This is a genomic window from uncultured Tateyamaria sp., from assembly GCF_947504105.1.
Taxonomy (GTDB): Bacteria; Pseudomonadota; Alphaproteobacteria; order Rhodobacterales; family Rhodobacteraceae; genus Tateyamaria.
The window spans coordinates 18,047-43,410 of the sequence record NZ_CANNGP010000030.1 but is presented as its reverse complement, the minus strand read 5'-3'; the positions used below and the strand labels follow the sequence as shown (position 1 = coordinate 43,410).

The window sequence follows — 25,364 nt, the reverse complement described above, 5'->3', positions numbered from 1 at the left end:
AAAAGCCCGAGGCAGACCATGCTGAGTGTCGAGAACCTGCACATCCGCTTCCGCACCGGCGACGGGCTGGTCCATGCGGTCAATGATGTTTCCTTTTCCGTCGATGCGGGCAGCCGTCTGGCTGTCGTGGGCGAAAGCGGGTCCGGCAAGTCGCAGATCGCGCTCGCCATCATGGGCCTGCTCGCCAAGAATGCCGAGGTTGAGGGGCGCATCATGTGGGACGGTCAGGACCTGCTGGGCACGTCCAACCGTGAAATGAACCGCATCCGCGCGCGCGAGATCGGGATCATCTTCCAGGACCCGATGTCATCGCTAAACCCCTACATGACGATCGAGCGGCAATTGACCGAGATCGTCGAGCATCATGAGGGGATGTCGCGCCGTGCCGCTCGCGCCCGCGCGCTTGAAGTGATGGATGCCGTCCGCATTCCGGATGCCAAGGCCCGCCTGCGCGCCTATCCGCACGAGTTTTCTGGCGGGATGCGCCAGCGGATCGTCATTGCCATGGCGCTGATGTGCCAGCCCAAACTGATCCTGGCCGACGAACCCACAACCGCGCTTGACGTGACAGTGCAGGCCCAGATCATGCAGCTGTTGCAGGACGTGCAAAGCGACCTTGGAACCTCCGTTGTGCTCATCACCCACGATCTCGGGGTGGTTGCGGGGTTCTGCGAAGACGTGCTGGTCCTTTATGGCGGTCGCGTCATGGAGACGGCCAAGACCATGGCCCTGTTCGATCAGCCCGGTCACCCCTACACCCGCGGCCTGTTGCGCGCCGTCCCGAATATCGAGGATCCGTCGGATGCATTGACGGCCATCCCCGGCAGTCCACCGAACCAACACCGCTTTCCAGTGGCGTGCCCCTTCGCGCCCCGCTGCGCGGATGTCGTGGACATTTGCCGCGAAACCCTGCCTCAACTGCGCGACGGCCGTGCCTGCCTGCGCCCCATCGAGGAGCTGACCTGATGCTCTCGGTCCAGAACGCATATGTCGAATTCCGCGTTGCCCAAACCAAGAAATGGCCCTGGTCGCCTGCGGGCGTCGTCCACGCGGTCAATGGTGTCTCCTTTGATCTGGAGGCGGGAAAGACGATTGGGATCGTCGGTGAGTCAGGCTGTGGGAAATCCACGCTGATCCGGTCTGTTGCGGGGCTTGCACCCTTGGTGTCCGGCACTGTGACCCTTGATGGCGAACAGGTGGAGTATGGCAATCGCGCTTCGATGCAGCGATTGCGCGCAACGATGCAGATGATCTTTCAGGATCCCATCGCCTCGTTGAACCCGCGCATGACGATCCGCGAGATTGTCACTGAACCGCTGACTTTCTTCCGGCCCGAGATGGGTGCCGCAGACCGCAAGGCCGCCGCGCTGGCGATGCTTGAACGGGTGGGCATTCCGCCCGCTCAGGCGAACCGCTTTCCGCACGAATTCTCGGGGGGACAATGCCAGCGGATCGGGATCGCGCGCGCGCTGGTGGCCGAGCCCAAGGTGTTGTTGTGTGATGAGCCGGTGTCAGCGCTGGACGTATCCATCCAAGCGCAGGTGGTGAACCTGCTCAAGGAATTGCAGCGCGAGATGGGGCTGGCCCTTGTGTTCGTAGCCCATGACCTTGGCGTCGTCCGCCACATCTCGGACGAGGTGCTGGTCATGTACATGGGTGCCCAGATGGAGCGCGCGCCTGCCGCTGACCTCGTCCGTGCGCCACAGCACCCCTATGCAAAGGCCTTGCTGTCGGCGGTGCCGGTGCCCGATCCAAATGTCCGCATTGCGCCACAGATGCTGGAAGGCGACTTGCCCAGTCCGATGGATTTGCCGCCGGGCTGCCTGTTCGCTTCGCGCTGCCCGCATGCCATGGCGAAGTGCATAAAGGCACGGCCGCCAATGGTGCAGCGTAAAGGACATGAAGCAGCGTGTTATCTGTTGGACGACGCGTCGAAGAAACCAGAACCATCCCTGATCGATGGTTGAGTAACCGGGCGTTCGATACCGTTCGATCCAGCCTGACGACGCGCGGGTGTTTATGGCTCGGCGCGGCCGGTGAAGTTGGTGATATCGGTCCGCAAGTTGGTGATGAACATATTCATCAGGCTTTCAGCCTCGTCATCGTCCAATTCGACCGTCATCCGAACCAGCGCACCGGTCAAATGCGTATTCATGAAACACATTGTTGCAAGCTGATCGTGCTGCGAATCGTCGACCAGGGGTTTGAGGTGACGAAGGAGCGTTTCACCGTTTTTGCGGCTGTCATCCAGATCAAGCTGCTGCAGTTTTTTGTCCCCCTGCGTCGAACAAAGTATGTCCCGCACAGTTGGATTGGATTTGAGAAATTGTTGGTAAGCACGCAAGGATATTTCGATCCGGTCCGCGGCATCCGCGAGACTTGAAACACCGATAAAGTCGGCATCGATACTGTCCCTGATATCAGACATGACCGAAGTCGCCAAAGTTTGTATCAGCGCGCTTTTGTTCGGAAAAAACTGGTAGACGGTTCCGATTGGTACATCCGCGCGCTTCGCAACAGCACTCATTTTCAAACCATCGCTTCCGTGATCCGAGATCATCTCTTCGGCTGCTTTGAGGATCTGCTCGACCCGCGCTTTGCTGCGGGCCTGCACGGGCGTTTTCCGTATTTTGATCGACGTTTCCATGACGATGAGCATCCTGCCAAAAATCCCAATGATTGACTAATATGAGAAAGTCTCACATATTACAAACATGACAGATACTCATATTTAAGAGGAAAGATCATGACAGACACTGTCAACCGTGCATGCATTGTCGGAGCTGGCCCGGGGGGCCTTGCGCTGGCGCGGGCTTTCAAAAATCTGGGTATCGCGTTTGACATATTTGAACGACACAGTGAGGTCGGCGGCGTCTGGGATCTGGAGAACCCGGGCACGCCGATGTACGATTCTGCGCATTTCATCTCGTCCAAGACGCACTCGTACTTCTCAGATTTCCCGATGCCGGATCACTACCCGGACTATCCGTCGAACCGTCAGATCTTTGACTATATGAAGTCGTTTGCGCGTGAGTATGATCTCTATCCTCACATCAGCTTCAACACCGAAGTGACCGAGACGTCGTTCGATGACGATGCCTGGACGGTGACACTGTCCAGTGGACAAAGCCGCACGTATCGTTGGCTGATCTGTGTCTCGGGGACGACCTGGCATCCCCAGCTCCCGGGTTGGGCACTCGAGGCCGGGCACTTCAACGGGGAAGTCCGCCACGCCAATTCCTTCCGCCACATGGACGAATTTCGCGACAAGAACGTGCTGATCGTGGGGGCAGGCAATTCGGGCTGCGACATCGCCTGCGATGCAGCCGTGAGCGGCAACAAGACGTTCATCTCTGTCCGGCGTGGATACCACTTTGTGCCGAAACACATCATGGGCAAGCCCGCGGATGTTTTTGCCGATTCAGGACCAAACTTGCCACTTTGGTTGTCCCAGCGCATCTTCAGCGGCATCCTGAAGGTCCTGAACGGGGATCTCACTCGGCTTGGGTTGCCCAAGCCCGACCACCGCGTGCTTGAAAGCCATCCCATCGTGAACTCGCAACTGCTCCACTATCTTGGGCACGGGGACATTCTTGCCAAGGGCGATGTCGAGCGGCTTGAGGGCAAGCATGTGGTGTTCAAGGGCGGATCCCGAGAAGAGGTCGACGTGGTCATCTGTGCCACCGGCTACGAATGGAAAGTGCCTTATGTCGATCCCAGCCTGTTCAGTTGGAAAGGCAACCGGCCCGACAATTACCTGCACATGTTCTCACGCGCCAACAGCCAGCTTTTTGGGCTTGGATTCACGGAAACGAATGGCGGTATCTACAAGCTCTTTGACGGGATGGCAGATCTGATCGGGCGCACGATTTTAGCGCAGCGGGACGATGCGGTTACATGGGCCAAGCTGCGCGCGCGGATGCAGTCCCACGTCCCGGATCTGAGCGGCGGTATCCGCTACGTCGCAAGCGACCGCCATGCCACATATGCAAACATCGATGCATTGAAGCGGGAGTTCAGGAACCTGCGCAAACACATGGGCTGGCATGAACCCGAAGCGGGTTACTTTAACAAGGCCAAGCAATCATCCGACACGCGAATGACGCTGGAGGCCGCATGATGGGACGCGCATTGATCACCGGTGCCGCGGGCGGTGTGGGCGAGGCGCTGGCGAAACGGCTGTCGCGCGAAGGCTACACTCTGGTACTGACTGACCGTGATGGGGACACCCTTGAAAAGGTGTCAGACGCCCTGCCCCAGCCAGCCGAGCTTCTTGTCGCAGACCTGCGCAGCGAAGTGGGCCTCAAGCAGCTTTGTGATCGCCTCGAAAACCCCAAGTCGCCGATTGATCTGCTGATCAACAACGCCGGAATCATTGTACCAGGGCCAGTCGGATCACTGCCCAATGACCTGATGCGGGCGCATGTCGACATCAACCTGACGGCGCCAATGGTACTGTGTGCTGCTGCCGCACGGGCAATGATCGCGCGGAAGAAAGGATATATCTTCTCCATCATGTCGCTGGCCGCCATCGGGCCGATGAAGAACAGCGCATCCTATTGTGGATCGAAATTCGGTTTGCGCGGTTTCAAGGCTGCGCTAGCGCTTGAACTCGAGCCCCATGGGGTCGGGGTTGGCGGCCTGTTCCCCAGTGCCATCGACACCCCGATGCTCGCAGCCGAGATGGCAAGCCCGGATGGATCACCCCTGAATTTCGTCGGCAATGCAAAGCCGCTGACGCCCGACCAGGTCGCGGACCATGTGGTCAAGGCGATGAAGAAGGGGCGGCTTGAAACCTGGTTGCCAAAGCCCGATGGCTTCATGGCATCGTTGATGATGATGTTCCCCAAGCTGTTCAAGCCGGTTATCGGTTACCTTGAAAAGCAAGGTGAGAAAAAGAAGCAGGATTACCTCAAGGCCCTCCGATCCTCTTGAGACCCCGCGCAACGTAGAACGACCGAAATGTAGTCCGGTCTTGCCATGGAGTTCCAGGTGAAGAACGCAGTACTGAAATACGCCGCCCAAAAGTGTTGCCGCCTTCCGGCGCCGATCGTGCGCTTGCTGGGCGGCAAGCCGATTGAAATTGACGGCCAGCGGCTTGATCCGCTGATCCAGATGATGGTCAAGCACTTCACCGATCCGCCGGGCAAGATCGGCACGGTCGAAAGCACGCGCGAAGGCTTTGACGTTCAGGGGGATTGGTTGACCCATCCACCACACCCGGATGTCACAATCGTCCAGCAGCGTTTCGACGGCCCAAACGGCCCAATTCCCTGCGAAATCCACCGGCCCAAGGCGTTGCCAGAGACAGATGCACCCGTGCTGATGTTCTATCACGGCGGTGGTCACGTCGGCGGCTCACTCAACTCGCATCGCGATATCTGTCGTCAATTGGCCTACGAGGTGAACATGGCGATAGTGGCCGTGGACTACCGACTGGCACCCGAGTTCAAATTCCCCGTTGGCATCAATGACTGCCTTGCTGCCTTTGATGCCGTCGCGCAGCAAGCAGGCGCTCTTGGGTTTGATCCCGAACGCATTGCCGTCGGGGGCGACAGCGCGGGTGGCAATGTCGCTGCCGTCATCGCGCAGCAGCGCCGCGATGCAGAGGTATCGCCCAAGTACCAGTTGATGTGGGTGCCATGGCTGGACCTGAGCAAACAATCGCGGTCTTACAAGCTGTTTGAGCTGGGCTACTACCTCGAAAAACCCAAGATGGAGTGGTATACTGACCACTACCTCCAGACCCCGGAACAGGCACTGGACCCTTTGGCTTCACCACTCCTGGGCGATGCGTCAGGTGTATGCCCCGCGGGTGTGCTGGTTGCCGGTTTCGATCCGCTCAGAGACGAAGGCTTGGCCTACGCCCAAAAGCTCGAAGCCGCAGGTGTGAAGACCGAGCTTCACCTTTTTGAAGACCTTGTCCATATCTTCATCAATATCGGCGGACATGTCCCCGCCGCACGGCGCGCATTCGATCAAGCCGTTGCCTTGCTGAAGAAGAACGTGTGACGCAAGGGGCAGCCCCCTCGCAACGTACGGCACGGTTTCTATAGGTCCTGAAGCGGCCGCACATGTTTATCCGCGTTGCGCGTGTGCAGGATGGGACCTGAAAGCGTGCGCAGCCCGAAATGCGCCTAGCGGACGAATTTCTTGTGCTTCAACCGCTTCGGCTCCAACGAGGGTCAACCCAACTGCCACCGGGTGCCGTTACGCGCGTTTGCTACGCAAACACCCTTTCGCGCACACCTTGAACCCAAATGTAAACCCAAAAAGTTTGTCCGCTTAGCGGACAAACTTTTTGTGTTTCAGTCGTTTGGGTTCAAGGGCATCTGGCCCCAGTCGGCGCTTCTTGTCTTCTTCGTAGTCCTCAAAGTTCCCCTCGAACCACTCCACATGCGCATCCCCTTCGAAGGCAAGGATGTGCGTGCAAATCCGGTCGAGGAAGAAGCGGTCGTGCGAGATCACGACAGCGCACCCGGCGAAATCAACAAGCGCGTCTTCTAAGGCGCGCAACGTCTCGACGTCCAGATCGTTGGTCGGTTCGTCGAGCAGCAGGACGTTGCCACCCTCTTTCAACAGCCGTGCCATGTGCACGCGGTTGCGCTCACCGCCGGACAGCAGCGACACCTTCTTTTGCTGGTCGCCGCCCTTGAAGTTGAAGGACGAACAATAGGCGCGGCTATTCACCTGCGCGTCACCCAGTTCGATCACCTCGGCCCCGCCAGAGATGGCTTCCCACACCGTGTCATTCGCCGCCAGATCATCGCGCGACTGGTCGACATAGGACAGTTGCACCGTGTCGCCCAATTCGATCGTCCCAGCATCAGGCGTTTCCTGCCCCGTCAGCATCTTGAACAGGGTCGACTTGCCCGCACCGTTGGGGCCGATAACGCCGACAATGGCACCCGGGGGCAGGCTGAAGTCCAGCCCTTCGACCAACAGCTTGTCACCCATGTGCTTGGACAGGCCCTGCACATCGATCACTTTCGATCCAAGGCGCTGCCCGTTCGGGATCACGATCTGCGCGCGCGTCAGCTTCTCGCGCTCGGACTGATCAGCCATCTCGTTATAGGCGTTGATCCGGGCCTTGGACTTGGCCTGCCGCGCCTTGGCGCCCTGCCGCATCCATTCCAGTTCACGCTCCAGCGTTTTCTGGCGGCTCTTGTCCTCGCGGGCTTCCTGCTGAAGCCGCTTGGCCTTCTGTTCCAACCATGCGGAATAGTTGCCCTCGTAGGGGATGCCGCGCCCGCGGTCGAGTTCCAGGATCCACCCGGTGATGTCATCGAGGAAGTAACGGTCGTGGGTCACGATCAGGATCGTGCCCTTGTAGTCGATCAGGTGCTGTTGCAGCCACGCGATGGTTTCGGCATCAAGGTGGTTGGTCGGCTCATCAAGCAGCAGCATTTCGGGCGCTTCCAGCAGCAGCTTGCACAGCGCGACGCGGCGGGCTTCACCGCCCGACAGGGTGGTTACATCGGCATCGTCGGGTGGGCAACGCAGGGCCTCCAGCGACACGTCAATCTGGCTGTCCAGATCCCACAAGTTCTCTGCATCGATCTGGTCCTGCAGGGCGGCCATCTCGTCCGCCGTCTCGTCCGAGTAGTTCATGGCCAGCTCGTTGTAGCGGTCCAGAACGGCCTTCTTCTCGGCCACGCCCAGCATCACGTTCTCGCGCACGGACAGGGCCGGATCCAGCTGCGGCTCTTGTGGCAGGTAGCCGACCTTGGCGCCCTCGGCGGCCCACGCCTCGCCGGTGAAATCCTTGTCCATGCCCGCCATGATCTTCATCAGCGTGGACTTACCGGCACCGTTCACGCCCACGACACCGATCTTCACGCCTGGCAGGAAGTTCAGGTGGATATTCTCAAAGCACTTCTTGCCCCCGGGGTACGTCTTGGAAACACCCGACATGTGGTAGACATATTGATAGGCAGCCATGGCATCCTCCCGGAAAAAACTGTCGGGGACCGTCTACCCGGCAAGCTGGCAAAGGGCAATGCGCCGCCGGTCGCGGAATTGCTATTTGGTGAAGCCGCACCACCTGTGTTAGCGGTGACAGACGAAACTTGCGGAAGTACCTGACATGCGGCGGTTTATCCTGCTTGCAGCCTGCTATGTTCTGGGAGGCTGTGCGGTTGGCATTAGCCTCGCACCGCCGCCGAACCTCTACAAGAGCGGGCTGAACTATCCAGATGATCTGGTGCCCGCTGTCTGGCGCACAGCTGAACCCAAGATCTTCTACATGACTGATCGCGAACCGAACGGTAAAACCTATGGCGCCAACAGGTCGGATTCGATGGCGTTCGGGGCAGCTACGGTCAAGTTCGGACGCGATCTGGGGTGGGAAGAACTGCTGGACAGGACCCGCAGCGACTCCGATCAAAGCATTTCGAGCCTCTGGGTGCCGGATTTCGAAGAGATCGTGCGGTTCGAAGCAACGCCATTGCCCTACGCCCGGGCAGACGGACAGCTCAACCACCTGCAAGAGTCATTGGATGTCTACAACGAACAGGCCGCCCGCTTTCAGGCTGTGATCGCGGACGAGATTGCCCAAACCGGCAACCGCAGCCTGCTGGTTTATGTCCACGGCTTCAACAACGATTTCGAAGACAGCCTGACGACGCTTGCCAACATGTGGCACTTTGCCGGGCGCGAGTCCGTTCCGGTTTCTTTCACATGGCCTGCCGGGAACGGGGTTGGTCCGCTTGGTTACTTCCGTGACCGGGATGCGGGTGTCTTTTCCGTACACCACACCAAGGAATTCCTGCGCATGCTGGCGGATATGCCCGAGGTCGACAACATCGACATCATTGCGCATTCGCGTGGCACGGATGTGGTCACGACGGCCCTGCGCGAATTGATGATCGAGGCGCGCGGCGCCGGAGTACACCCCAAGCTTGCCCTCAAAACGGGCACATTGATCATGGCGGCCCCCGATCTTGACGTTGATATCGTGCGCCAGCGCCTGCAGGCCGAACGCTTTTCGGAATCCTTTGAACAGATTAATCTGTACATCAACCCGAACGACGGCGCATTGCGCTTGTCGGCTTATCTGACCCGTTCGATCCGGCTGGGTGCTCTCAAAAACGAAGATTTTGTCGATGGTGAACTGGCAATCCTCCAGAAAGAGGGGCTGGTGCATTTCATCCGGGTGGAAAATGTGCGCGGTGGCTTCGGACATGCCTATTTCCGCGACAACCCGGCGGTGCTGTCAGACGTGGTTCTGGCCTTGCGCACGCGGGCCTTTCCCGGGGGCACATTGCGACCGCTTGAACAGGACGAGGCGGGCATCTGGGTGCTGCACCCGAACTATCCGCTTGAGCGGTTGCCGGATCTCGTTGGCCTCGAAGCGCGCAGGGCGCGTAGCGAAGAACGGTGAGTGACCTTCACGACATGATGGCCCGTTGGGCGCAGCCCGGAACGGTGGCATGGATTGGTGTGCGCCCAGCGCGGGCGGCAGACATACAGGTATTGGATCGGGCCGAGATTTCTGACAGCGGCATCGAAGGCGATCGCGGTCGCGCCGGTAAACGTGCGGTCACGTTGGTGCAGGCCGAACACTTGCCCGCCATTGCCTCCTATCTCGGGCGTGATCAGATTGACCCGACCTTGCTGCGCCGAAACATCATGGTGAGCGGCCTCAACCTTGCGGGCCTCAAGGGACGCGAGGTGCAAATCGGCACGGCTGTCTTGCGCTTCACGACCATATGCGCGCCTTGCAGTCTGATGGAGCGGCTCCTGGGGCACGGCGGGTATGCCGCAATGCGCGGTCACGGTGGCTGGTGCGCCGAGGTGGTGAAGCCAGGCGCGGTTGCAATAGGCGACGGTGTACAGCCAATTGATTGACAAGCCGCAGCGTTTGGCGTCCGGTTCTGCGCACTGACCAAGACGGACCACGACGTGACCCACCCCGCTTTTCCCATGGCCAGACCGGGCCAGATCATCGGCCTTTTGGGTGGCTCCTTTGATCCTGCCCATGACGGGCACGCCCATATCACGCGCCAGGCGATAAAGCGCTTTGGGCTTGACCACGTTTGGTGGTTGGTCTCCCCCGGCAATCCGCTCAAGGCCAAAGGCCCTGCCCCCCTGCCCACCCGTCTGGCGCGCGCGCAACAGGTGATGCAGCACCCGCGCGTAACCGTCACCGATATCGAAGCGCGCCTTGGCACATGTTACACCGCGCAAACCCTCGCAGCGCTGAAGCAGCGGTATCCCGGCGTACGGTTTGTCTGGTTGATGGGGGCCGACAACCTTGCCCAGTTTCATCTATGGCAGGATTGGACCTGGATCATGGAAAACGTGCCCGTGGGCGTTCTGGCCCGTCCCGGAGATCGGATTTCAGCGCGAATGAGCCCCGCCGCACGGCTTTATCGGTCCTATCGAATCTCGGGACGGGCAAGCCAACTTCTGGGTCAATCAGACGCACCGGCCTGGTGTTTCGTGAACGTGGCGATGACAGCGCAATCGTCCACGGCGATACGGGCGCAAGGCAAGTGGACGCCGTCTTCGGATTTGTGATCTCTGACCGCTTGTTTGCCGGGCAAAGCTGCGTTTACATGCGGCCATGTTGCGCACGATTTCGAGACGTTTCTTTCTTGCCAGCCTGGCCGGGTCCACGGCCACAGCTGGCCTCGCAGCGCCACCGACAGCGTCCTTGCGACCGCAAGCGCGTGGCGGCAATCACTTCAAGAAGGCCATTGCCGATCCACAGAACATCATTGCCGAAGCCAAGCTGGGCGGGCGTGTCTGTTATGCGGTGGCCGATGCCCGGACCGGAACAAAGCTGGAAGGCGACAACGCGAAGGTCGGCACGCCCCCCGCCTCCGTCGCCAAGGCCGTGACGGCGCTCTATGCGCTGAACACGCTCGGGGCGTCGCACAGGTTCCAGACGCGCATCGTCGCGACAGGCGGCGTGTCGAACGGCGTGGTGCAGGGTGATCTCGTGCTTGTGGGCGGAGGCGACCCGACGCTCGACACCAACGCGCTGGCAGACCTCGCTGCCGCGCTCAAGGCCAAGGGTATCCGTGAGGTGCGCGGCGACTTCAACGTGGCCGACGGCATGTTCCCTCAGGTCCCGACGATCGACAAGGATCAGCCCGATCACCTGGGCTACAGCCCGGCGCTGTCGGGCATTGCCCTGAATTTCAACCGGGTGCATTTCGAATGGCGGCGGCAGGGCAGCAGCTACAATCTGACCATGGACGCGCGGTCTGATCGGTACCGCCCCGACGTGGCCATTGCGCGGATGCAGCTCAGCGAACGACGCGCGCCGGTCTATACCTATTCGGATGGTGGCCGGACCGACAACTGGAGCGTTGCCCGTGGTGCGCTTGGGAACGGCGGAGCCCGATGGCTGCCGGTACGCAAGCCAGCGCTCTATGCTGGTGACGTGTTCCAGACACTCGCGCGGTCACAGGGTATCGTCCTGAAAAATCCCAAGGTGGTCAGTCGCATTCCGCAGGGTACGACCCTCGCACAGCATCAAAGCGACGATCTGCGCTCCATCCTGCGCGACATGCTGCGCTTCTCAACGAATGTAACGGCCGAGATGGTGGGTATGGCGGCCACCGCCAAACGTAGCGGTCGGCCCTCATCCTTGCGGGCCTCGGCGTCCGAAATGAATCGCTGGGCCAAGGCCGCGCTTGGCACGCCGCAGATACGGCTTGTTGATCATTCGGGCCTGGGAGGCGACAGCGAGATGACGGCGGACGATATGGTGGCAGCACTGGTCAAGGCACGGCAGGACAACGTTCTGCGCCCGATCCTCAAGCCGATCCCGATGCTCGATTCCCAACGCCGTGCGATCACGAACCACCCGATCGAAGTATACGCAAAAACGGGCACGCTGAATTTCGTATCGGGGCTGGCAGGTTACATGACGGCGCGGGACGGCACCGAGATGGCCTTTGCCATCTTCGCCGCGGACGAGGCAACGCGGTCCCGCATCACCCGCGCCAACCGCGAACGACCGCAGGGCGCACGCAGCTGGAACCGGCGGGCCAAGGCCATGCAGCAAAAGCTGATTGAGCGCTGGGGTGCAGTCTACGGCAGCTAGGCGGAGGACACCTCCGCCTTACGGGTTTTGTTCATCACACCATGTCAGAGGTGGATGGCGCAGCAAGCGGCACCTTACATGACCTCCGTCACGCTGCGTTCTTCATTCGGTTCACATCAATGATATCTGCCGTCGCCTGCGCCGTGGCCGCGGACAGAGTCCAGCCCAGATGCCCATGCCCGGTGTTGTAATAGACCCCGGGTTTTGCACCCGGGCCCACCTTGGGCATCATCGACGGCAGCATGGGCCGTAGTCCTGCCCATGGCACGCAATGCTCGGTCGATACATCGGGGAAGAACACCTCGCACCATTCCCGCAGGGGCCGGATACGATCATCGCGGATGTCGAGATTGTAGCCATTGAACTCGGCCGTGCCCGCAATACGGAACCGCTTGCGACCCAAACGCGATGTCACGACCTTGGCCTCATCATCCAGCAAGCTGACCCAAGGGGCCGCTGCCTGGCTCTCTGCATCATCCAGGTTGACGGTGATGGAGTAGCCTTTGACCGGATAGATGTTCACCCGATCGCCCAATTGTGCCGCGATGGCGCGGCTGCCAACGCCCGCACACACGACAATGCCGTCAAACGCCTGCGTCTCGGTTGCACCCGCATCCTCCCAGGTCAGGCGCACACCCGCACCAATATGCGTGATGTCCGTGACCTTGCACTTGTAGTAAAAAGACGCGCCCATCTTCTCGCACCGGTCGCTCAGCGCACGGGTATAGCGGTGAATGTCGCCGGTGAAATCGCTCTGGGTGTAAAAACCACCAATGGTGTCGGCCTGCAACGCGGGCTCCAGGCGCTGCACCTCGTCTGCTGACACCTCGCGACGCTCCAAACCTGCCTTTTCGAGCAGCGCATTCACGCGACGAGCATGATCGAATTCAGACGGCTGGCGGTACACATGAAGAATGCCACGCTGCTCCATGTCGAAATCAGCATCCACTTCCCGCGCGAACTCCAGCAGGTGTTCACGGGCGGCGATGGCCAGCCGTGCCGTTTCAATCGTGTTACGCTCGTAGTCGGGAATGTTGCCCATGAACTCAGCCATCCACGACAGTTTGTGCCAGCTGGGCGCCGGGTTGACGAGCAGGGGCGCATCGGATTTCAACATCCATTTCAGGCCCTTGAAGATGGTGCCCCAGCGGGTCCACACTTCGGCATTGCTGGCCGAGAGCTGGCCGCCATTGGCGAACGACGTCTCCATCGCGGCATAGCGGTTGCGGTCAAACACGCTGACGTCATAGCCACGGCGGGCCAAGGCATAGGCGGTGGTAATACCGGTAATACCGGCGCCGATCACGGCAATATGGGTCATGGGGATCCTCCCAGTGCACGCAGATATGGACGCATCCGGCACCGTGCCGGGCAAGCGTCCCCATCTGTCGCGAGACCTGAGAGCTTCACGGACCAAGAGGGCCGCTTTCTCCTTCGGTGGGCCGGGCGCGTGACGTCCGACCACTCTCCAGATCATCACATGTGCCCCTCCGAATGACATCGAACGGGACGCGGCCGACACGGTTCGTGGTGCCTGAGAGTTTCCGGGGCGTTGCTCCTTCGGCGGCGGGCATGTCCCGCGCTCTCCCATGTCGGCCTCTGCGACTGACCCGCGTATAGAAGGCATTGACGGGTCGTGCAAAGGGTTTTGTCACCCTTACGCAATCACGTGTCCGCCTGTGACGTCCGGGTCAGGCGGGCGGGCACACCAAGTTGCCAAACCGGTCAAATGTGACCGCAGGATTGGTCCAGACGATGGAGGCGTCCGGGTCATTGGCATCCCCGCGATAAGCGCGGTTGTCCGCGATGGTTTCGCATTCGGCAATCGTGCCAACAACCTCGGCAACATTGTCGACCGGAACGCTTTTCATACCCTGCCTGTCCTGCCATGCGCGGATCATCGCATTGGTGATGCAACCCGGCGTACGCGCGCCCAGGCGGCAACGACCTGCCGAGGTATCGCGCAAAAAGATGGACACATGATCGTCCAACTCGGGCACCGCTTCGCCCGAAGCAACCGGAATGGGTGCATTCACATAGGCCGCATAGGGCGAGCGCACCGCGCTGAGGTCGATGGTACAGTCGTCGCCGGCGGCAAAGCAGGCCTGCGCCATTTGTTCCAGTTGATCGAGGGCAAGAAGTGCGATGTCCTGTGCGTCCTCGACCTGCCGGAAGGCGTCCGGCTCTTTCAACGACACCAAGGTCGTCGAACATGTGTCTCCACAAGACCGGACGGGCGCGGCGTATCCCTCGCGGTCGGCCAGTGCCTCGGTCAGGTCGTCATAAAGCGTCTCGTAAGCGCCCATCAGCGCGGCGAGGTCTTCGTGTTCGTCCAGATCGGACAGGCGCGCGTCAGCCTCGGGATAGTTCGCCAGTGCCTCGTAGGGGCTGATTGAAATTTCGAACAGCTTGCCGGCATCCCGCGCGGCGGTGGCCAGTTTCCGGATGCGGGCAATAGCCTGGTCTGCATCAGCAGGCAGGTCACTGTCGGCCAAGGGATTGGGCGCGGGCGCATCCGGGTCGGCGTCGCCGGTGTCTGCGGTCACAGGTGCCGGGTTGGTCTGGGTGGCCGAGCCGCCTTCCTGAAAGAAGGTCAGATCACGTTCGTAACTGCTGGAGGTGGCCGTCTTGTCCGACCCGGCAGCAACCGATGCCTTCTGGCCCCAGCCTTCACCGGTCACGGATGCGCGCATGGTCTCGCGTTCTTCCTTGCTTTGGGTCTTGACCACAGACACCAGGTAGGCGCGCGCACCGCTGACGGCGGCAGAGACATACCCGTCCCCGCAGATCCGGCGAAATGCCGTCGGGTTGGACTGCGCCAGCGCCGCCGCTTCGTCGGTCAGCCGGACCGACGGACCGATGGGGGCTGGCGCGCCTGTCGTAACAGCGACTGTCTCGGCCTTTGGCACGGGACCGCCTGTGTCGCCACGCAGAGGGGGTGCTACGTAGACGCTGTCGTTCAGCACCTCGGCGCGCACCACGTAGGTAACGCTCATCGAGGTGATCTTGGAATTCTTGGAAATCGATGCCTTGCCGTCGACCTTGGCCCCAAACGCGCGCACCGTTGTCGAGGCTGACACGTCCATGGCCTTGGCCAGCGTGTAGCTGTCGGACACTTCCCGGATCGTGATGTTGCTGGTCTGCGCGCCACCGCTGCCTTCCGAAAAGAGAATGCACTCGGTCGGGATTGCCTCGCCGCGCTGTTCGCTCCAGCCCCAGCCCAGCTTGACCACCTCTGGTGCGGCGACCGCAAAGCTGCCGGGGATGTCGCTGCGCCCGCTGGAACGCGCCGACAGGGACGGCGCCGAAGCGAATGACAGCTCCATCGCGTTGTCAGTTTGGGTCGATTGGCTGCTGACGGGCACGGGGCCAAGTCCAACTGCCGCGGCGGCACAAATAGCCTTGATTGGGTGACGCATTCCAAAATCCACTTCATTTCAAATTACAGGTGGCGGGCGGAATATGTGCGCACGTCACCATCCGGGACACGGGGCAACACGGGTGCCCGGACACGCGAAAAAACTGTCGGCAAAAAAGCCATTAAACAAAACAGAACCGCGCGCCGAGGCGCGTGGCACTTACTATCCTAAGTCGAAAGGCCTTCAGTCGAAAGGCCTTCTCGGATCAAGAAAAGGCAGACCGTACGTGTTTCGGCTGGACGCCGCAGCGGGCTGTTACAGCGTCAAATGCCGCGCCCGCGCGCCGCGTTCGATGGCGGCGGCGTGCAAACGGTCGATGTTCAACTCGTACCGCATCTCTTCCAGCAGGCGCAGTTCCGCCTCGTCCAATGTGCCGTCGGCGGCTGCCACGTCGCAGGCCAGGGCATAGGCCGTTTCGAACAGGCGCTCTGGCAACGCCTCGCGCACCAGGCCAAACAAGGCATCCAGCCCGTCTTCCTGTTCGAAGAGGTCGAACACCATCTGCGCCATCCGGTTCAACCGGTCGAGGTCATAACCCGCAAAGACAGGCAGGTTGTTCACGGCCGAATTGATTTTGACCAGTTCGGCGGTGCGAATATCCTCGTCCGAGGCGGACACGGCGATCATCATGGCGACCAGTGCATCCTGCGCCGTGAGGGAGAGTTGTGAAGCGGCCATGGTCCGGTGTCCTTTCTGGGTGCTTTCCCCCTCAATATTGACGGCTGGGGCAGCCCGCAATAGGTAGCGGCGGGATTGTCCCTGCGGGGACAGTCAGCCAGGGCCGCGCATAGGGCGCAGGCCCACCACATGGGATCATATGAGATGTCGAGTTTCCGTGACGCCGCGATGAGCAGCAAAGCCTGGCCGTTCGAAGAGGCGCGCCGCTTGCTCAAACGCTATGAAAAGGCGCCACCGGAGAAAGGATATGTCCTGTTCGAGACGGGCTACGGCCCCTCGGGTCTGCCTCATATCGGCACCTTTGGCGAAGTGGCCCGCACCACGATGGTGCGCCGCGCGTTCGAGGCGATCTCGGACATCCCGACCAAGCTGATCTGCTTCTCGGACGACCTTGATGGCATGCGCAAGGTGCCGGGCAACGTGCCGAACCCCGAGGTGTTGGAACAGCATCTGCAGCGCCCGCTGACGGATGTACCGGACCCGTTCGGCACACATGAAAGCTTTGGCCATCACAACAATGCCATGCTGCGCCGGTTCCTTGACACGTTCGGGTTCGAGTACGAATTCATCTCGGCCCGCGAATTCTATGCCTCTGGCCGGTTTGATGAAATCCTGCTGCGCTGTGCCGAGAAATACGATGATCTGATGAAGATCATGCTGAAGTCGCTGCGCGAAGAGCGGGCGGCGAGCTACTCCATCTTCCTCCCGCTGCATCCGGAAAGCCGCCGGGTGATGTATGTGCCGATGAAGCACGTGGATGCGGTGAACGGCACGGTCACTTTTGATGATGAGAGCGGCAAGGAATGGACCCTGCCCGTCACCGGCGGCAACGTGAAGCTGCAGTGGAAGCCTGACTTCGGCGCCCGTTGGGCGGCGCTGGGTGTCGACTTTGAAATGTATGGCAAGGAACACGCCACCAACGAAAAGATCTATGACGCGATCTGTCGGGCGCTGGGGGTGCAGCCGCCGAACCACTTCAGCTATGAGCTGTTTTTGGATGACCAGGGTCAGAAAATCTCCAAGTCGTCGGGCAACGGGGTCAGCATCGATGAATGGCTGACCTATGCCAGCACCGAGTCACTGTCGTATTTCATGTACCAAAAGCCGAAGACGGCGAAGCGGATGTTCTTTGACGTCATCCCGAAGGCAGTGGATGAATACCACCAGCAACTGCGCGCCTATCCGGGGCAGGACGACAAGGGCAAGGCGGCGAATCCGGTGTGGCACATCCATTCCGGCGACGTGCCGGAAAGCGATATGGTTGTGCCCTTTGCGATGCTTCTGAACCTTGCGTCCGTCAGCCAAGCCGAGGACAAGGACAAGCTGTGGGGGTTCATCCGCCGCTACGCGCCCGAGACCGGACCCGAGACGCATCCAGGCATGGATAAGGCCGTGGGACATGCAGTGCGTTACTACAACGACTTCGTGAAACCGGCCAAGGTGTACCGCCTGCCGACCGATCCCGAACGCGAGGCGCTGGAGGCGCTGAAGGCCGAGTTGGAAGCCTATGACGGACCCATCGATGACGAGGCATTGCAGTCGGTTGTCTATGCCGTTGGGCGCGACCGGTTCGATCCGCTGCGGGGCTGGTTCACAGCGCTGTACGAGGTGCTTTTGGGGGCCTCGCAAGGACCACGATTTGGTGGGTTCATTGCCCTTTACGGGGTGCAGGAAACCATCGCGCTGATCGAAAAAGGGCTGGCCGGAGAGCTGGTGAGCTGATCTGCCCCCGCGGGGACAAGGTGTTCGGTCATGTCATTGAAATTTAAATGACTTGTGAAAGCCGGGCGGGATCAACCGCTTGGCTTCTGCACGTTGGGGTCAGGCAAAATTAACCATGCGCGACGCATGCTGCTGCCCGAGGACGGGCGGCATTGTATCATTGGCCGATATGACAGGCCTTTGCGCCAATCCGTATTGCGCCGTCCAGTTTGTTGGTGCCCACGGAGCCTTGTCCTCGGATCGTTGCCACTGGATTGCCGGTCATTCCCGAGGCAAAAGTAGTTGAGCGGATAAAACCGATCAGCCACCAACACGCGCTTCATAAATTAATACGTTCATCAGCGACGGAAATCTTCGGGCTTTGCGTTTGATATGGACACAACTTCGCAGGAGTGTCCGATGAACCAATCTGCCATTGCAGTCCTTGTGTCCGTTCTTGCCACCTCTTCGCTGTCCGCTGAAACCTTTTCTGCCGAAGTCTGGGCCGACAACTGGTTCGAGATGCGCGTCAACGGAGAGAAAGTGGCCGAGGATAGCGTTCCGATCACCACGGAACGCTCTTTCAACGCCGAGAGTTTCCAATTCGAAGCCGCCCGGCCAATGGTGATCGGCCTTGTCGCAAAGGATTTCAAGGAAAACGATACCGGTCTTGAATACATCGGCACAGGACGCCAACAGATGGGTGATGGCGGTGTCATCCTGCAGATCAAAGATGCCGCAGGCGAGACCGTCGCAGTCAGCAACTCGGAATGGCAGTGTCTGGTGATCCACACTGCACCGCTGGACAAATCCTGCGAAAGTGAGGCCAACCCGGTTGCGGGACAAGGATCTTGCAGTTTTGACATGACGCAGGAACCGGTGGGCTGGGATCTGATCGACTTTGACGCGTCGGATTGGCCACAGGCGAATGAATTTTCCGCGCGCGAAGTCGATCCGAAAGACGGCTATGACGAGATCGATTGGGTCGAGGGTGCCGAGCTGATCTGGGGACCGGACCTTGAGCAAAGCAATACCGTTCTGTGTCGCCTGACCATCAACTGATCACCAGGACAAGGAGCTGCACGCATGACCCGCACTGCATTTGCTTTCCTCTTATCTTCCATGACCCTCTTCGGCTTTTCCGCAGCTGCGCATGAAGACCATTGCGCAGCGGTTGCAGCATCGGTGGCTGATGCTGGCTTTGATGAAAGCGTTGTGGTGTCCTGCACGGATACCCATGCGACCATCACCTCGGACACCTATCCCGATCATGAATTGATGACCGGGATCGTCGGTACAAATGAACAGGTGCCTGTTCCGGCGGAGTATGCGGCGCCGATCATCCTCGGGCCCGTGTTGGGGGACACCCCCCTGACCCGGGACGCGGCGTTGGGTGTCGCTGTCAACGGTGTGCCGATCTATGACTACACCGCTGGCGGAGAAATGAGCGAAGCTGATCTGGCGCGCCATCAGGCCCAACATGACACGTGGCAAACCCAGCAACTTGACGCATGCGGCGGGCATGCGGGACGCGGCGATGACTATCACTACCATGTCAAACCGACTTGCATGATTGAAACCATGGAGAATGCCGGAGATGACGCCATCATAGGCTGGGCGTTTGACGGGTTTCCAATCTACGGGGACAATAACCCCGACGGCACTGCAATTGCCGATGGTGCGCTGGATGTCTGCAACGGGCAGCCTGACAGCATTTTTGGCTACCGTTACCACACTTCGGAAGATGCGCCTTACATCGTGCAATGTTTGATGGGTGAGGTGCGTGATTTTGACAGCCTTCCTCGTGTTCGCCCTCTGTCAGCCGCAGACGGTGGCGGTGTTGAGTCCGGAAGGCCGCCGAAAGGCGGGGTCGAGAACCTGATTTTTACGCAAAACGACGATGGCAGCCGCAGTATGGACTACCGCTATGAAGGAGGCGAATACTACATCCGCTATGCGCCTTCCGGGCGTCCGAACTGCTATGATTTTACAACGAAGACCGTCACGAATGAGGGTCAAGTGACGGAAGGCGAGTTCTGTCGGTGATGGTCGTTTCGGCATTTGGTTGAGTGTTGAGCTACGGACCTCGTCCGATTGATATTGGGGCCATGACGCCCGAGGCTCATTTCGGTGGGAATTCGCGCAAACGGGCCGTCTCACAGCCAAATTCTTGCCATGGTTGCATTTGCAGCCGACAATTCACTGATTCGAACATGCGACTTTCGTATCGACACCGCTAGCCATCGTCTTGGGGAACAAAGAGGTATTCTATGCCTGTTTTCTTAACGATCACGGACTCCGACATCACCAATCCCACGTTCTGGGCGGCGCTGGATATTGGCCGGGACAGCACGATTGACGTCTCTGGCGTCAGTGACACGACCAACATTACCCTGACAGACAGTTCGATCACATTCGAAGACACCGTGTCCGGTGTCGTGACGACCTATTCAGATGCCGACATCACCTCGGGATCGTTCAGCCAGTTCGTTGAATTCGTTGGCAACAATGGGAACAGCGAGGTCGGCGGGTCGGTCGGCTTGAACGCGGGGGGTTACACCGGAGGCAGTGGCAACGACACTCTCACCGATGACGGAACCCTTGGCGGAGCCATAAACGGGGGCGGAGGAAACGACACCCTGACAGGCGGTGTTGGCAGTAACAATATTGATGGCGGTGAAGGCAACGATCTGCTGCTGGGCGGAGGCGGCAACAACAACCTTAGTGGCGGTGAAGGGAACGATACGCTCTTTGGTCAGGACGGCAGCGGGAACCTGGATGGCGGTGTTGGTGACGACGTTATCTTTGCCGGTCTGAACACCACTTTTGTCCAGGGCGGCGCAGGAACGGATTCACTGATCCTGCCTGATGGATCGACATTCACACCCTTCTCTGCTGGCTCCGACGGCGGCAATGTCACGCTGCCGAACGGAGAAAACTTCGTCTATCTGAGAATCGGAAGTGTCACGATTGCCTGCTTCACCGCTGGCATGCGGATAAGGACAGCGCATGGTGATGTTCCGGTGGAACATCTGGAGCAGGGCGATCGCGTTGTGACGCTGGATCATGGGCCCCAGCCAATCAAATGGATCGGAAAGCGCACTGTTAGTGGACGCGGCCCTCATGCGCCGATACGTTTCCTGCCCGGCAGTATTGGAAACAGCAGGAGCCTCAGGCTTTCGCCGCAACATCGCGTGCTTTTGTCCGGCTGGAAATGCGAGCTTCTGTTTCATTCCCGCGAGGTTTTGTGCGCTGCCAAGCATCTGTGTGACGGCGACCGGATCTTTCGAGAGCCTTGCGCGGACGTCACCTATGTCCATTTCATGTTTGATCGGCACGAAATCGTGTTTTCTGACAATGCTCTGCTGGAGAGCTTTTTCATTGGCGACCATATCACCGACGCGGAACAGGGTTGCTATTCAGAGCTGGTTGACCTTTTTCCGGAACTGGCCCGTCACGGCCCCGATACGATGCACACCGCCCGCCCCTGTGTGAAGGCATTCGAGACCTCTTTGTTGTCGTAGGGCGCCCTGCCCGAATGACGGGCGGCCCTTACCGGGTCGCGATTTAGCCTTTGTCAGGTGGAACACGCGGCATTGCCTGCACTTCATGGCGTTCTAGGTTTTTCCCAAACAAAAGGGAGAAGACAGATGCGCAAGTGGATGATGGGAATGGTTCTGGCCGTCGGTCTGGCGGGTGCTGCAATCGCGCAGGAGACCGAGATCGAAGCGGTGATCACCAGCCAGATCGAAGCCTTCAAGACGGATGATTTCGCGCAGGCCTTTACCTTTGCCGCACCGTCGATACAGGGGATTTTCCGCACACCCGAGAATTTTGGGCGGATGGTCACCCAGGGATATCCGATGGTTTGGCGTCCGGCGGACGTCACCTATCTGGACCTGCGCGAAGAGGCCGGAGGGTATATTCAGACCGTGCGGATTGAAGATGCGGACGGGGTGATCCATTTTCTGGCCTACAGCATGATCGAAACCGGGGACGGCTGGAAAATCAGTGGGGTACAGTTGTTGGACGCGCCCGGCGCAAGTGCGTGAGCGTCATGGTCGTGATCGGCACGTCTGCTGCACTTGAAACTTTTCTTATCATATGATAAATGGTATCGTATCTTTTGAGGATGCTGATATGATTCATGCTGCACAGCAGGTTGAACAACCACAAGCCATCGCGCCCCTGAGCGATCCCCAGCGCATTGCCACGGTGGTCAAGGCCATCGTGCGGGTCGCAGAGGCGTGGTCCCTGACCAACGCGGAAGCGGCCGCCTTGTTTGATGTGCCCACGGCCACGTGGAGCCGGATGAAAGCGGGTGCCTTCAAGGGCAACCTTGATCAGGACAAGATGATGCGCGCCAGCTTGTTGATCGGTATCTTCAAGGGGCTGCGCCTGCTGTTCAATGGTCCACTGGAGGCGGGTTGGCCCAAACAACCGAATACAGGTCTGGCCTTTGGTGGTCAGGCCCCGATTGATCGCATGATTGCCGGCGGTATTCCCGCGATGATATCCGTTCGGCACCATATCGATGCGCTGCGGGGCGGCGTGTGAGCGATGTCGATGACATCCCGGTTCGCCCATTTGTCGAGGCCGCAACCACACGTCTGATCTCGACCGCTTACATTGATGAGCCCGCGCTGGCGCCATTGGCCGATGATGAGGACGATCTTGCCTTTTTGGCAGAGTTGGAGGGTCGGTCGTCGTCGCGTCGCGGCCTGCCCGGGTTCATTCCATCGGGGATCCATCCGGACGAATTGGTCACCGAACATCATGGCTACGGCTGGACCTATATCAACGCCGCATTTTGTTACACGCGGGAAACGGGGAACCGTTTCAGCGGCCCCGAGCGCGGAGCCTGGTATGCGACGTGGGGAGAGGACCGGGTTGAGACGGCCCAGTCCGAGGTGGGGTGGCACCTGACGCAGGAACTGCATGCCACCGGTATTTATGAAAACGTGACGGCCTACCGGGAGCTTAACGCCTCGTTTGCGACGGAATTGCACGATCTGAACGGAGCGGGTCTGGGCACCGAGTTGGACCCTGATCCCGTCGTTGGGTACCCGGCCGGTCAGCGTTTGGCCTCCCGGTACATGGCTGCGGGGTCAAACGGCTTTCTTTACCCTTCAGTTCGGAGGGCCGGAGGCGCGTGCATGGCCGCATTTCGACCGCATCTGATCCAGAATGTCAGACAAGGGGATACCTGGGTATTCACATGGTCAGGGCAGCCTGACCCGCTGATTTCAGCCGCTTGACAATAACCGTAGCCGTGGAGGCACGCGCCATCAAACAGACCTTGATCAACCGATGGCCGCTTCGACCGCACGATAGAACGGGGCGCTGGCATGGACCTCCTGCCATGGCTTGTGCCCGCAGTGTTCCAGCAGCGTGAAAGTCGCAGCGGGAAGTGCAGCCTGCAGCGGCAACCGTACACCTTCTGCGGGGCGCGGATCGTAATCGCCGTGCAGTGCAACGACCGGACAGCGGATGGCTGACAAGGCCTGCAAAAGCGCACCGGATTTGCGCATAGCGTCGGCCTCGGTCCAAACAGCTTTGTGGATCGCAGCATCGAACCGCACCTGCGGGATCGGCGAGGCATCCCGCGCAAAAGTATCCGATACGTCATTGAGCTCGATGAACCGGTGGACTTGATTGGGATCGCCGTCTTGTGGGCGGAGCGCGGCGAGTTCCACCCGCTCCTCATCAGTCAGACGGGACGCCTTTGTCGTTTTGATTGCACCGGTGTACCGTGCATCGAACGGACCGCTGCCCACAAGGATCAGCGTGCGCAGCAACGCAGGATGGCTGGCTGCAAGCAAACAGCCCAGCCATGCCCCCCATGACCATCCGATCACGACAGCAGGTGGCGCGCAGTACCGTTCGATTTGATCCCGCAACTGGGCGACCTGTCCATCCACAGATCGTTCTGTCTGAAAGGGTTCCAGTACCGCATGCCCTCTGCGCCCGAGTTCTTGCGCGAAGGGTTCGATCTCTCCCGCACCGCCGGGGCCACCGTGAAGCACGACGACAGAGGATGGGGTTGGCCCATGTTGGCGCATGTCTTGCTGCATTTCGGACATTCTGAGCCTCGGCTCTACCTCTGGCTGGGTGGCATTGTCGGACCAAGACCGGCGCAGATACGACCGTCTATTCAGCAGCCTGTGCTGTCGGTTTTGGCTCGGTATCGTGATCCTCGTGCAATGGCCTGAGACCGGTAATCAACCGCGCCCCTTTCGAGAAGGTGAGGTAGGACCAGAACCAATTCATCGCGACGAAGATCGGGTTGCGTACGCCGATCAGGAAGTAGATGTGCGCAATCCCCCATAGCCACCACGCCACAAAGCCCGAGAGTTGCAATTTGCCGAAGTCGATGACGGCGGCGTGCCGCCCGATGGTCGCGAGATTGCCGGCGTGCCGATATCGGAAGGGTATGTTGTGCGATTGGCCCGCCGCCAGTGCCGCGATCCGTTTGCCCACATACTTGCCGCCCTGTTTGGCGGCTGGCGCAATGCCCGGCACGTCGAGGCCGTCTTTCCACAGCACTTGGGCGGCATCCCCGATCACGTAAACATTCGAGTGATCCGGTACGCTGAGGTCGTCATTCACAGCCACCCGGCCGGTACGGTCCGTGGGCGCGTTGAGCCAACGGCCAACGTTTTTAACTGCAACGCCCGCGCCCCAGACCTTGCACGCCGACGGGATGAAAATATCAGACAATTGCACCCCCGCTTCGGTGATGTCTTCGACGCGGGTGTCGACCATCACCTCGACCCCCAGTTTCTCGAGCGATTTATGCGCTTTTTGGGACAGGTTCTCTGGAAGGGCTTTGAGCAACCGATCGCCTGCCTCGATCAGGATGATGCGGGCATCGCGCGAGTTGATGCGATGGAAATCTGCGGCCAGCGCGTGGTTTGCCAGTTCAGCGATAGCACCTGCCATTTCTACGCCCGTGGGGCCACCACCCACCACAACAAAGGTCAGTTGGCGGCGCTGTTCAGCGTCCGAGTTTGAAATCTCGGCCCGTTCAAAGGCCATAAGCACCTGTTTGCGGATTTCGGTCGCATCGATGATCCGTTTGAGGCCGGGGGCGTGTTTTTCCCATTCGTCGCGCCCAAAGTAGGAGTGGTGCGCACCCGAAGCCACGATGAGGTAATCGTAGTCGAACTGCTCCTCTTCGGTGATGACCTGCTGTTTGCCCTTGTCCACGTCCAACACTTCGGTGAGCGCGACCGAAACGTTCTGCTGGTTTGAGAAAATCCCCCGGATGGGCCAAGCCACATCTGCCGGCGACAGGTCAGCCGTCGCCACCTGGTAAAGCAATGGTTGGAACAGGTGGTAGTTTCTGCGATCGATAACCTTGATATCGACCGGGGCGTTTTTCAGCGCGCGGGCCGCGGCAAGACCGCCGAAGCCTGCACCAATGATAACGACCTTTGGACGGGGTTGTTTTGACATGATCCACCTCGCTGCGGTTGCAAAGAGTATTGCTGCACGTGCATCTAACA

General features: G+C 59.8%; 23 protein-coding genes and 2 riboswitches. Of the genes, 16 read left to right on the top strand and 7 right to left on the bottom strand.

What is annotated here, in order from left to right; genetic code table 11:
- Nucleotides 1-18: 18 nt before the first annotated feature.
- Both Q1A75_RS16730 and Q1A75_RS16725 read left to right on the top strand, forming a co-directional pair.
- Nucleotides 19-966 carry an oligopeptide/dipeptide ABC transporter ATP-binding protein gene (locus Q1A75_RS16730; protein ID WP_299551439.1) on the top strand — a complete coding sequence of 316 codons (948 nt, stop codon included), beginning with the start codon at nucleotides 19-21 and terminating at the stop codon, nucleotides 964-966.
- Complete coding sequence (locus Q1A75_RS16725) at nucleotides 966-1,967, top strand: oligopeptide/dipeptide ABC transporter ATP-binding protein (RefSeq protein ID WP_299551436.1); 1,002 nt, start codon at nucleotides 966-968, stop codon at nucleotides 1,965-1,967. Before Q1A75_RS16730 ends, Q1A75_RS16725 begins: the two co-directional genes overlap by 1 nt.
- A gap of 50 nt (nucleotides 1,968-2,017) precedes the next feature.
- Here Q1A75_RS16725 and Q1A75_RS16720 read toward each other — a convergent pair whose 3' ends face one another.
- Nucleotides 2,018-2,647, bottom strand: a complete 630-nt coding sequence (locus tag Q1A75_RS16720) for a TetR family transcriptional regulator (RefSeq protein ID WP_299640528.1) — start codon at nucleotides 2,645-2,647, stop codon at nucleotides 2,018-2,020.
- 99 nt (nucleotides 2,648-2,746) lie between these two features.
- On the opposite strand from Q1A75_RS16720, the gene Q1A75_RS16715 reads away from it, so the two are divergent.
- The 3 genes from Q1A75_RS16715 to Q1A75_RS16705 are packed head-to-tail and all read left to right on the top strand — an operon-like array spanning nucleotide 2,747 to nucleotide 6,012.
- On the top strand, nucleotides 2,747-4,120 hold the full coding sequence (locus Q1A75_RS16715; protein WP_299551430.1) for an NAD(P)-binding domain-containing protein: 1,374 nt from the start codon (nucleotides 2,747-2,749) through the stop codon (nucleotides 4,118-4,120).
- Nucleotides 4,120-4,935 (top strand): SDR family NAD(P)-dependent oxidoreductase, encoded by an 816-nt coding sequence (locus tag Q1A75_RS16710; protein WP_299551427.1) that lies wholly within the window; start codon nucleotides 4,120-4,122, stop codon nucleotides 4,933-4,935. Before Q1A75_RS16715 ends, Q1A75_RS16710 begins: the two co-directional genes overlap by 1 nt.
- 57 nt (nucleotides 4,936-4,992) lie before the next feature.
- On the top strand, nucleotides 4,993-6,012 hold the full coding sequence (locus Q1A75_RS16705; RefSeq protein WP_299551424.1) for an alpha/beta hydrolase: 1,020 nt from the start codon (nucleotides 4,993-4,995) through the stop codon (nucleotides 6,010-6,012).
- Between the two features lie 273 nt (nucleotides 6,013-6,285).
- Here the strand turns inward: Q1A75_RS16705 and ettA are convergent, their stop codons facing one another.
- Nucleotides 6,286-7,941, bottom strand: a complete 1,656-nt coding sequence (gene ettA / locus Q1A75_RS16700; RefSeq protein ID WP_299551421.1) for an energy-dependent translational throttle protein EttA — start codon at nucleotides 7,939-7,941, stop codon at nucleotides 6,286-6,288.
- Between the two features lie 145 nt (nucleotides 7,942-8,086).
- Here ettA and Q1A75_RS16695 point away from each other — a divergent pair, with 145 nt between their 5' ends.
- From Q1A75_RS16695 to dacB, 4 genes are all read left to right on the top strand, one after another.
- Nucleotides 8,087-9,382: an alpha/beta hydrolase gene (locus Q1A75_RS16695; protein ID WP_299551418.1), complete on the top strand. Its 1,296-nt coding sequence runs from the start codon at nucleotides 8,087-8,089 to the stop codon at nucleotides 9,380-9,382.
- Complete coding sequence (locus Q1A75_RS16690; RefSeq protein WP_299551415.1) at nucleotides 9,379-9,849, top strand: MOSC domain-containing protein; 471 nt, start codon at nucleotides 9,379-9,381, stop codon at nucleotides 9,847-9,849. Before Q1A75_RS16695 ends, Q1A75_RS16690 begins: the two co-directional genes overlap by 4 nt.
- Nucleotides 9,850-9,924: 75 nt before the next feature.
- A complete protein-coding gene (locus Q1A75_RS16685) occupies nucleotides 9,925-10,521 on the top strand; it encodes a nicotinate-nucleotide adenylyltransferase (protein ID WP_299551476.1) in 597 nt (198 codons plus the stop codon).
- A gap of 46 nt (nucleotides 10,522-10,567) precedes the next feature.
- Entirely contained in the window at nucleotides 10,568-12,058 is a 1,491-nt protein-coding gene (gene dacB, locus Q1A75_RS16680; protein WP_299551412.1) for a D-alanyl-D-alanine carboxypeptidase/D-alanyl-D-alanine-endopeptidase, read from the top strand.
- An 88-nt stretch (nucleotides 12,059-12,146) separates the two neighbouring features.
- Here dacB and Q1A75_RS16675 read toward each other — a convergent pair whose 3' ends face one another.
- The 3 genes from Q1A75_RS16675 to Q1A75_RS16665 form a co-directional block, all read right to left on the bottom strand.
- On the bottom strand, nucleotides 12,147-13,379 hold the full coding sequence (locus tag Q1A75_RS16675) for a D-amino acid dehydrogenase (protein WP_299551409.1): 1,233 nt from the start codon (nucleotides 13,377-13,379) through the stop codon (nucleotides 12,147-12,149).
- A 54-nt stretch (nucleotides 13,380-13,433) separates the two neighbouring features.
- A riboswitch (glycine riboswitch) is annotated at nucleotides 13,434-13,540 on the bottom strand.
- A gap of 29 nt (nucleotides 13,541-13,569) precedes the next feature.
- Nucleotides 13,570-13,658: riboswitch (glycine riboswitch) on the bottom strand.
- Nucleotides 13,659-13,749: 91 nt separating this feature from the next.
- Complete coding sequence (locus Q1A75_RS16670; protein ID WP_299551406.1) at nucleotides 13,750-15,477, bottom strand: hypothetical protein; 1,728 nt, start codon at nucleotides 15,475-15,477, stop codon at nucleotides 13,750-13,752.
- Nucleotides 15,478-15,732: 255 nt separating this feature from the next.
- Nucleotides 15,733-16,155 (bottom strand): tellurite resistance TerB family protein, encoded by a 423-nt coding sequence (locus Q1A75_RS16665; RefSeq protein ID WP_299205837.1) that lies wholly within the window; start codon nucleotides 16,153-16,155, stop codon nucleotides 15,733-15,735.
- Between the two features lie 144 nt (nucleotides 16,156-16,299).
- On the opposite strand from Q1A75_RS16665, the gene Q1A75_RS16660 reads away from it, so the two are divergent.
- From Q1A75_RS16660 to Q1A75_RS16630, 7 genes are all read left to right on the top strand, one after another.
- Entirely contained in the window at nucleotides 16,300-17,877 is a 1,578-nt protein-coding gene (locus Q1A75_RS16660; RefSeq protein ID WP_299551403.1) for a lysine--tRNA ligase, read from the top strand.
- A gap of 399 nt (nucleotides 17,878-18,276) precedes the next feature.
- Nucleotides 18,277-18,918 (top strand): PEBP family protein, encoded by a 642-nt coding sequence (locus Q1A75_RS16655; protein WP_299592475.1) that lies wholly within the window; start codon nucleotides 18,277-18,279, stop codon nucleotides 18,916-18,918.
- Between the two features lie 24 nt (nucleotides 18,919-18,942).
- The gene (locus tag Q1A75_RS16650) at nucleotides 18,943-19,902 is read left to right on the top strand and encodes a YHYH protein (protein WP_299555436.1); all 960 of its coding nucleotides are present in this window, start codon (nucleotides 18,943-18,945) and stop codon (nucleotides 19,900-19,902) included.
- A gap of 224 nt (nucleotides 19,903-20,126) precedes the next feature.
- Complete coding sequence (locus Q1A75_RS16645; protein WP_299555439.1) at nucleotides 20,127-21,380, top strand: Hint domain-containing protein; 1,254 nt, start codon at nucleotides 20,127-20,129, stop codon at nucleotides 21,378-21,380.
- Between the two features lie 126 nt (nucleotides 21,381-21,506).
- A complete protein-coding gene (locus Q1A75_RS16640) occupies nucleotides 21,507-21,908 on the top strand; it encodes a DUF4864 domain-containing protein (RefSeq protein WP_299555442.1) in 402 nt (133 codons plus the stop codon).
- A gap of 88 nt (nucleotides 21,909-21,996) precedes the next feature.
- Entirely contained in the window at nucleotides 21,997-22,413 is a 417-nt protein-coding gene (locus Q1A75_RS16635) for an antitoxin Xre-like helix-turn-helix domain-containing protein (RefSeq protein WP_299555445.1), read from the top strand.
- Nucleotides 22,410-23,114, top strand: a complete 705-nt coding sequence (locus Q1A75_RS16630) for an RES family NAD+ phosphorylase (protein ID WP_299555448.1) — start codon at nucleotides 22,410-22,412, stop codon at nucleotides 23,112-23,114. The genes Q1A75_RS16635 and Q1A75_RS16630 overlap by 4 nt, the downstream gene beginning before the upstream one ends.
- 45 nt (nucleotides 23,115-23,159) lie before the next feature.
- On the opposite strand, the gene Q1A75_RS16625 is transcribed toward Q1A75_RS16630, so the two are convergent.
- Nucleotides 23,160-23,939: an alpha/beta hydrolase gene (locus tag Q1A75_RS16625; RefSeq protein WP_299555451.1), complete on the bottom strand. Its 780-nt coding sequence runs from the start codon at nucleotides 23,937-23,939 to the stop codon at nucleotides 23,160-23,162.
- Nucleotides 23,940-24,006: 67 nt separating this feature from the next.
- Nucleotides 24,007-25,314 (bottom strand): NAD(P)/FAD-dependent oxidoreductase, encoded by a 1,308-nt coding sequence (locus tag Q1A75_RS16620; RefSeq protein ID WP_299555454.1) that lies wholly within the window; start codon nucleotides 25,312-25,314, stop codon nucleotides 24,007-24,009.
- Nucleotides 25,315-25,364 lie beyond the last annotated feature (50 nt).

Excerpts from the sequence above, each read along its gene's own strand:
- Q1A75_RS16645 (WP_299555439.1), top strand. The coding sequence starts at position 20,127 with ATGCCTGTTTTCTTAACGATCACGGACTCCGACATCACCAATCCCACG.
- Q1A75_RS16620 (WP_299555454.1), bottom strand. The coding sequence starts at position 25,314 with ATGTCAAAACAACCCCGTCCAAAGGTCGTTATCATTGGTGCAGGCTTC.
- Q1A75_RS16715 (WP_299551430.1), top strand. The coding sequence starts at position 2,747 with ATGACAGACACTGTCAACCGTGCATGCATTGTCGGAGCTGGCCCGGGG.
- Q1A75_RS16665 (WP_299205837.1), bottom strand. The coding sequence starts at position 16,155 with ATGGCCGCTTCACAACTCTCCCTCACGGCGCAGGATGCACTGGTCGCC.
- Q1A75_RS16675 (WP_299551409.1), bottom strand. The coding sequence starts at position 13,379 with ATGACCCATATTGCCGTGATCGGCGCCGGTATTACCGGTATTACCACC.
- Q1A75_RS16635 (WP_299555445.1), top strand. The coding sequence starts at position 21,997 with ATGATTCATGCTGCACAGCAGGTTGAACAACCACAAGCCATCGCGCCC.
- Q1A75_RS16720 (WP_299640528.1), bottom strand. The coding sequence starts at position 2,647 with ATGGAAACGTCGATCAAAATACGGAAAACGCCCGTGCAGGCCCGCAGC.
- ettA (WP_299551421.1), bottom strand. The coding sequence starts at position 7,941 with ATGGCTGCCTATCAATATGTCTACCACATGTCGGGTGTTTCCAAGACG.
- Q1A75_RS16685 (WP_299551476.1), top strand. The coding sequence starts at position 9,925 with ATGGCCAGACCGGGCCAGATCATCGGCCTTTTGGGTGGCTCCTTTGAT.
- dacB (WP_299551412.1), top strand. The coding sequence starts at position 10,568 with ATGTTGCGCACGATTTCGAGACGTTTCTTTCTTGCCAGCCTGGCCGGG.
- Q1A75_RS16625 (WP_299555451.1), bottom strand. The coding sequence starts at position 23,939 with ATGTCCGAAATGCAGCAAGACATGCGCCAACATGGGCCAACCCCATCC.
- Q1A75_RS16660 (WP_299551403.1), top strand. The coding sequence starts at position 16,300 with ATGTCGAGTTTCCGTGACGCCGCGATGAGCAGCAAAGCCTGGCCGTTC.
- Q1A75_RS16695 (WP_299551418.1), top strand. The coding sequence starts at position 8,087 with ATGCGGCGGTTTATCCTGCTTGCAGCCTGCTATGTTCTGGGAGGCTGT.
- Q1A75_RS16670 (WP_299551406.1), bottom strand. The coding sequence starts at position 15,477 with ATGCGTCACCCAATCAAGGCTATTTGTGCCGCCGCGGCAGTTGGACTT.
- Q1A75_RS16730 (WP_299551439.1), top strand. The coding sequence starts at position 19 with ATGCTGAGTGTCGAGAACCTGCACATCCGCTTCCGCACCGGCGACGGG.
- Q1A75_RS16725 (WP_299551436.1), top strand. The coding sequence starts at position 966 with ATGCTCTCGGTCCAGAACGCATATGTCGAATTCCGCGTTGCCCAAACC.
- Q1A75_RS16640 (WP_299555442.1), top strand. The coding sequence starts at position 21,507 with ATGCGCAAGTGGATGATGGGAATGGTTCTGGCCGTCGGTCTGGCGGGT.
- Q1A75_RS16710 (WP_299551427.1), top strand. The coding sequence starts at position 4,120 with ATGGGACGCGCATTGATCACCGGTGCCGCGGGCGGTGTGGGCGAGGCG.
- Q1A75_RS16655 (WP_299592475.1), top strand. The coding sequence starts at position 18,277 with ATGAACCAATCTGCCATTGCAGTCCTTGTGTCCGTTCTTGCCACCTCT.
- Q1A75_RS16650 (WP_299555436.1), top strand. The coding sequence starts at position 18,943 with ATGACCCGCACTGCATTTGCTTTCCTCTTATCTTCCATGACCCTCTTC.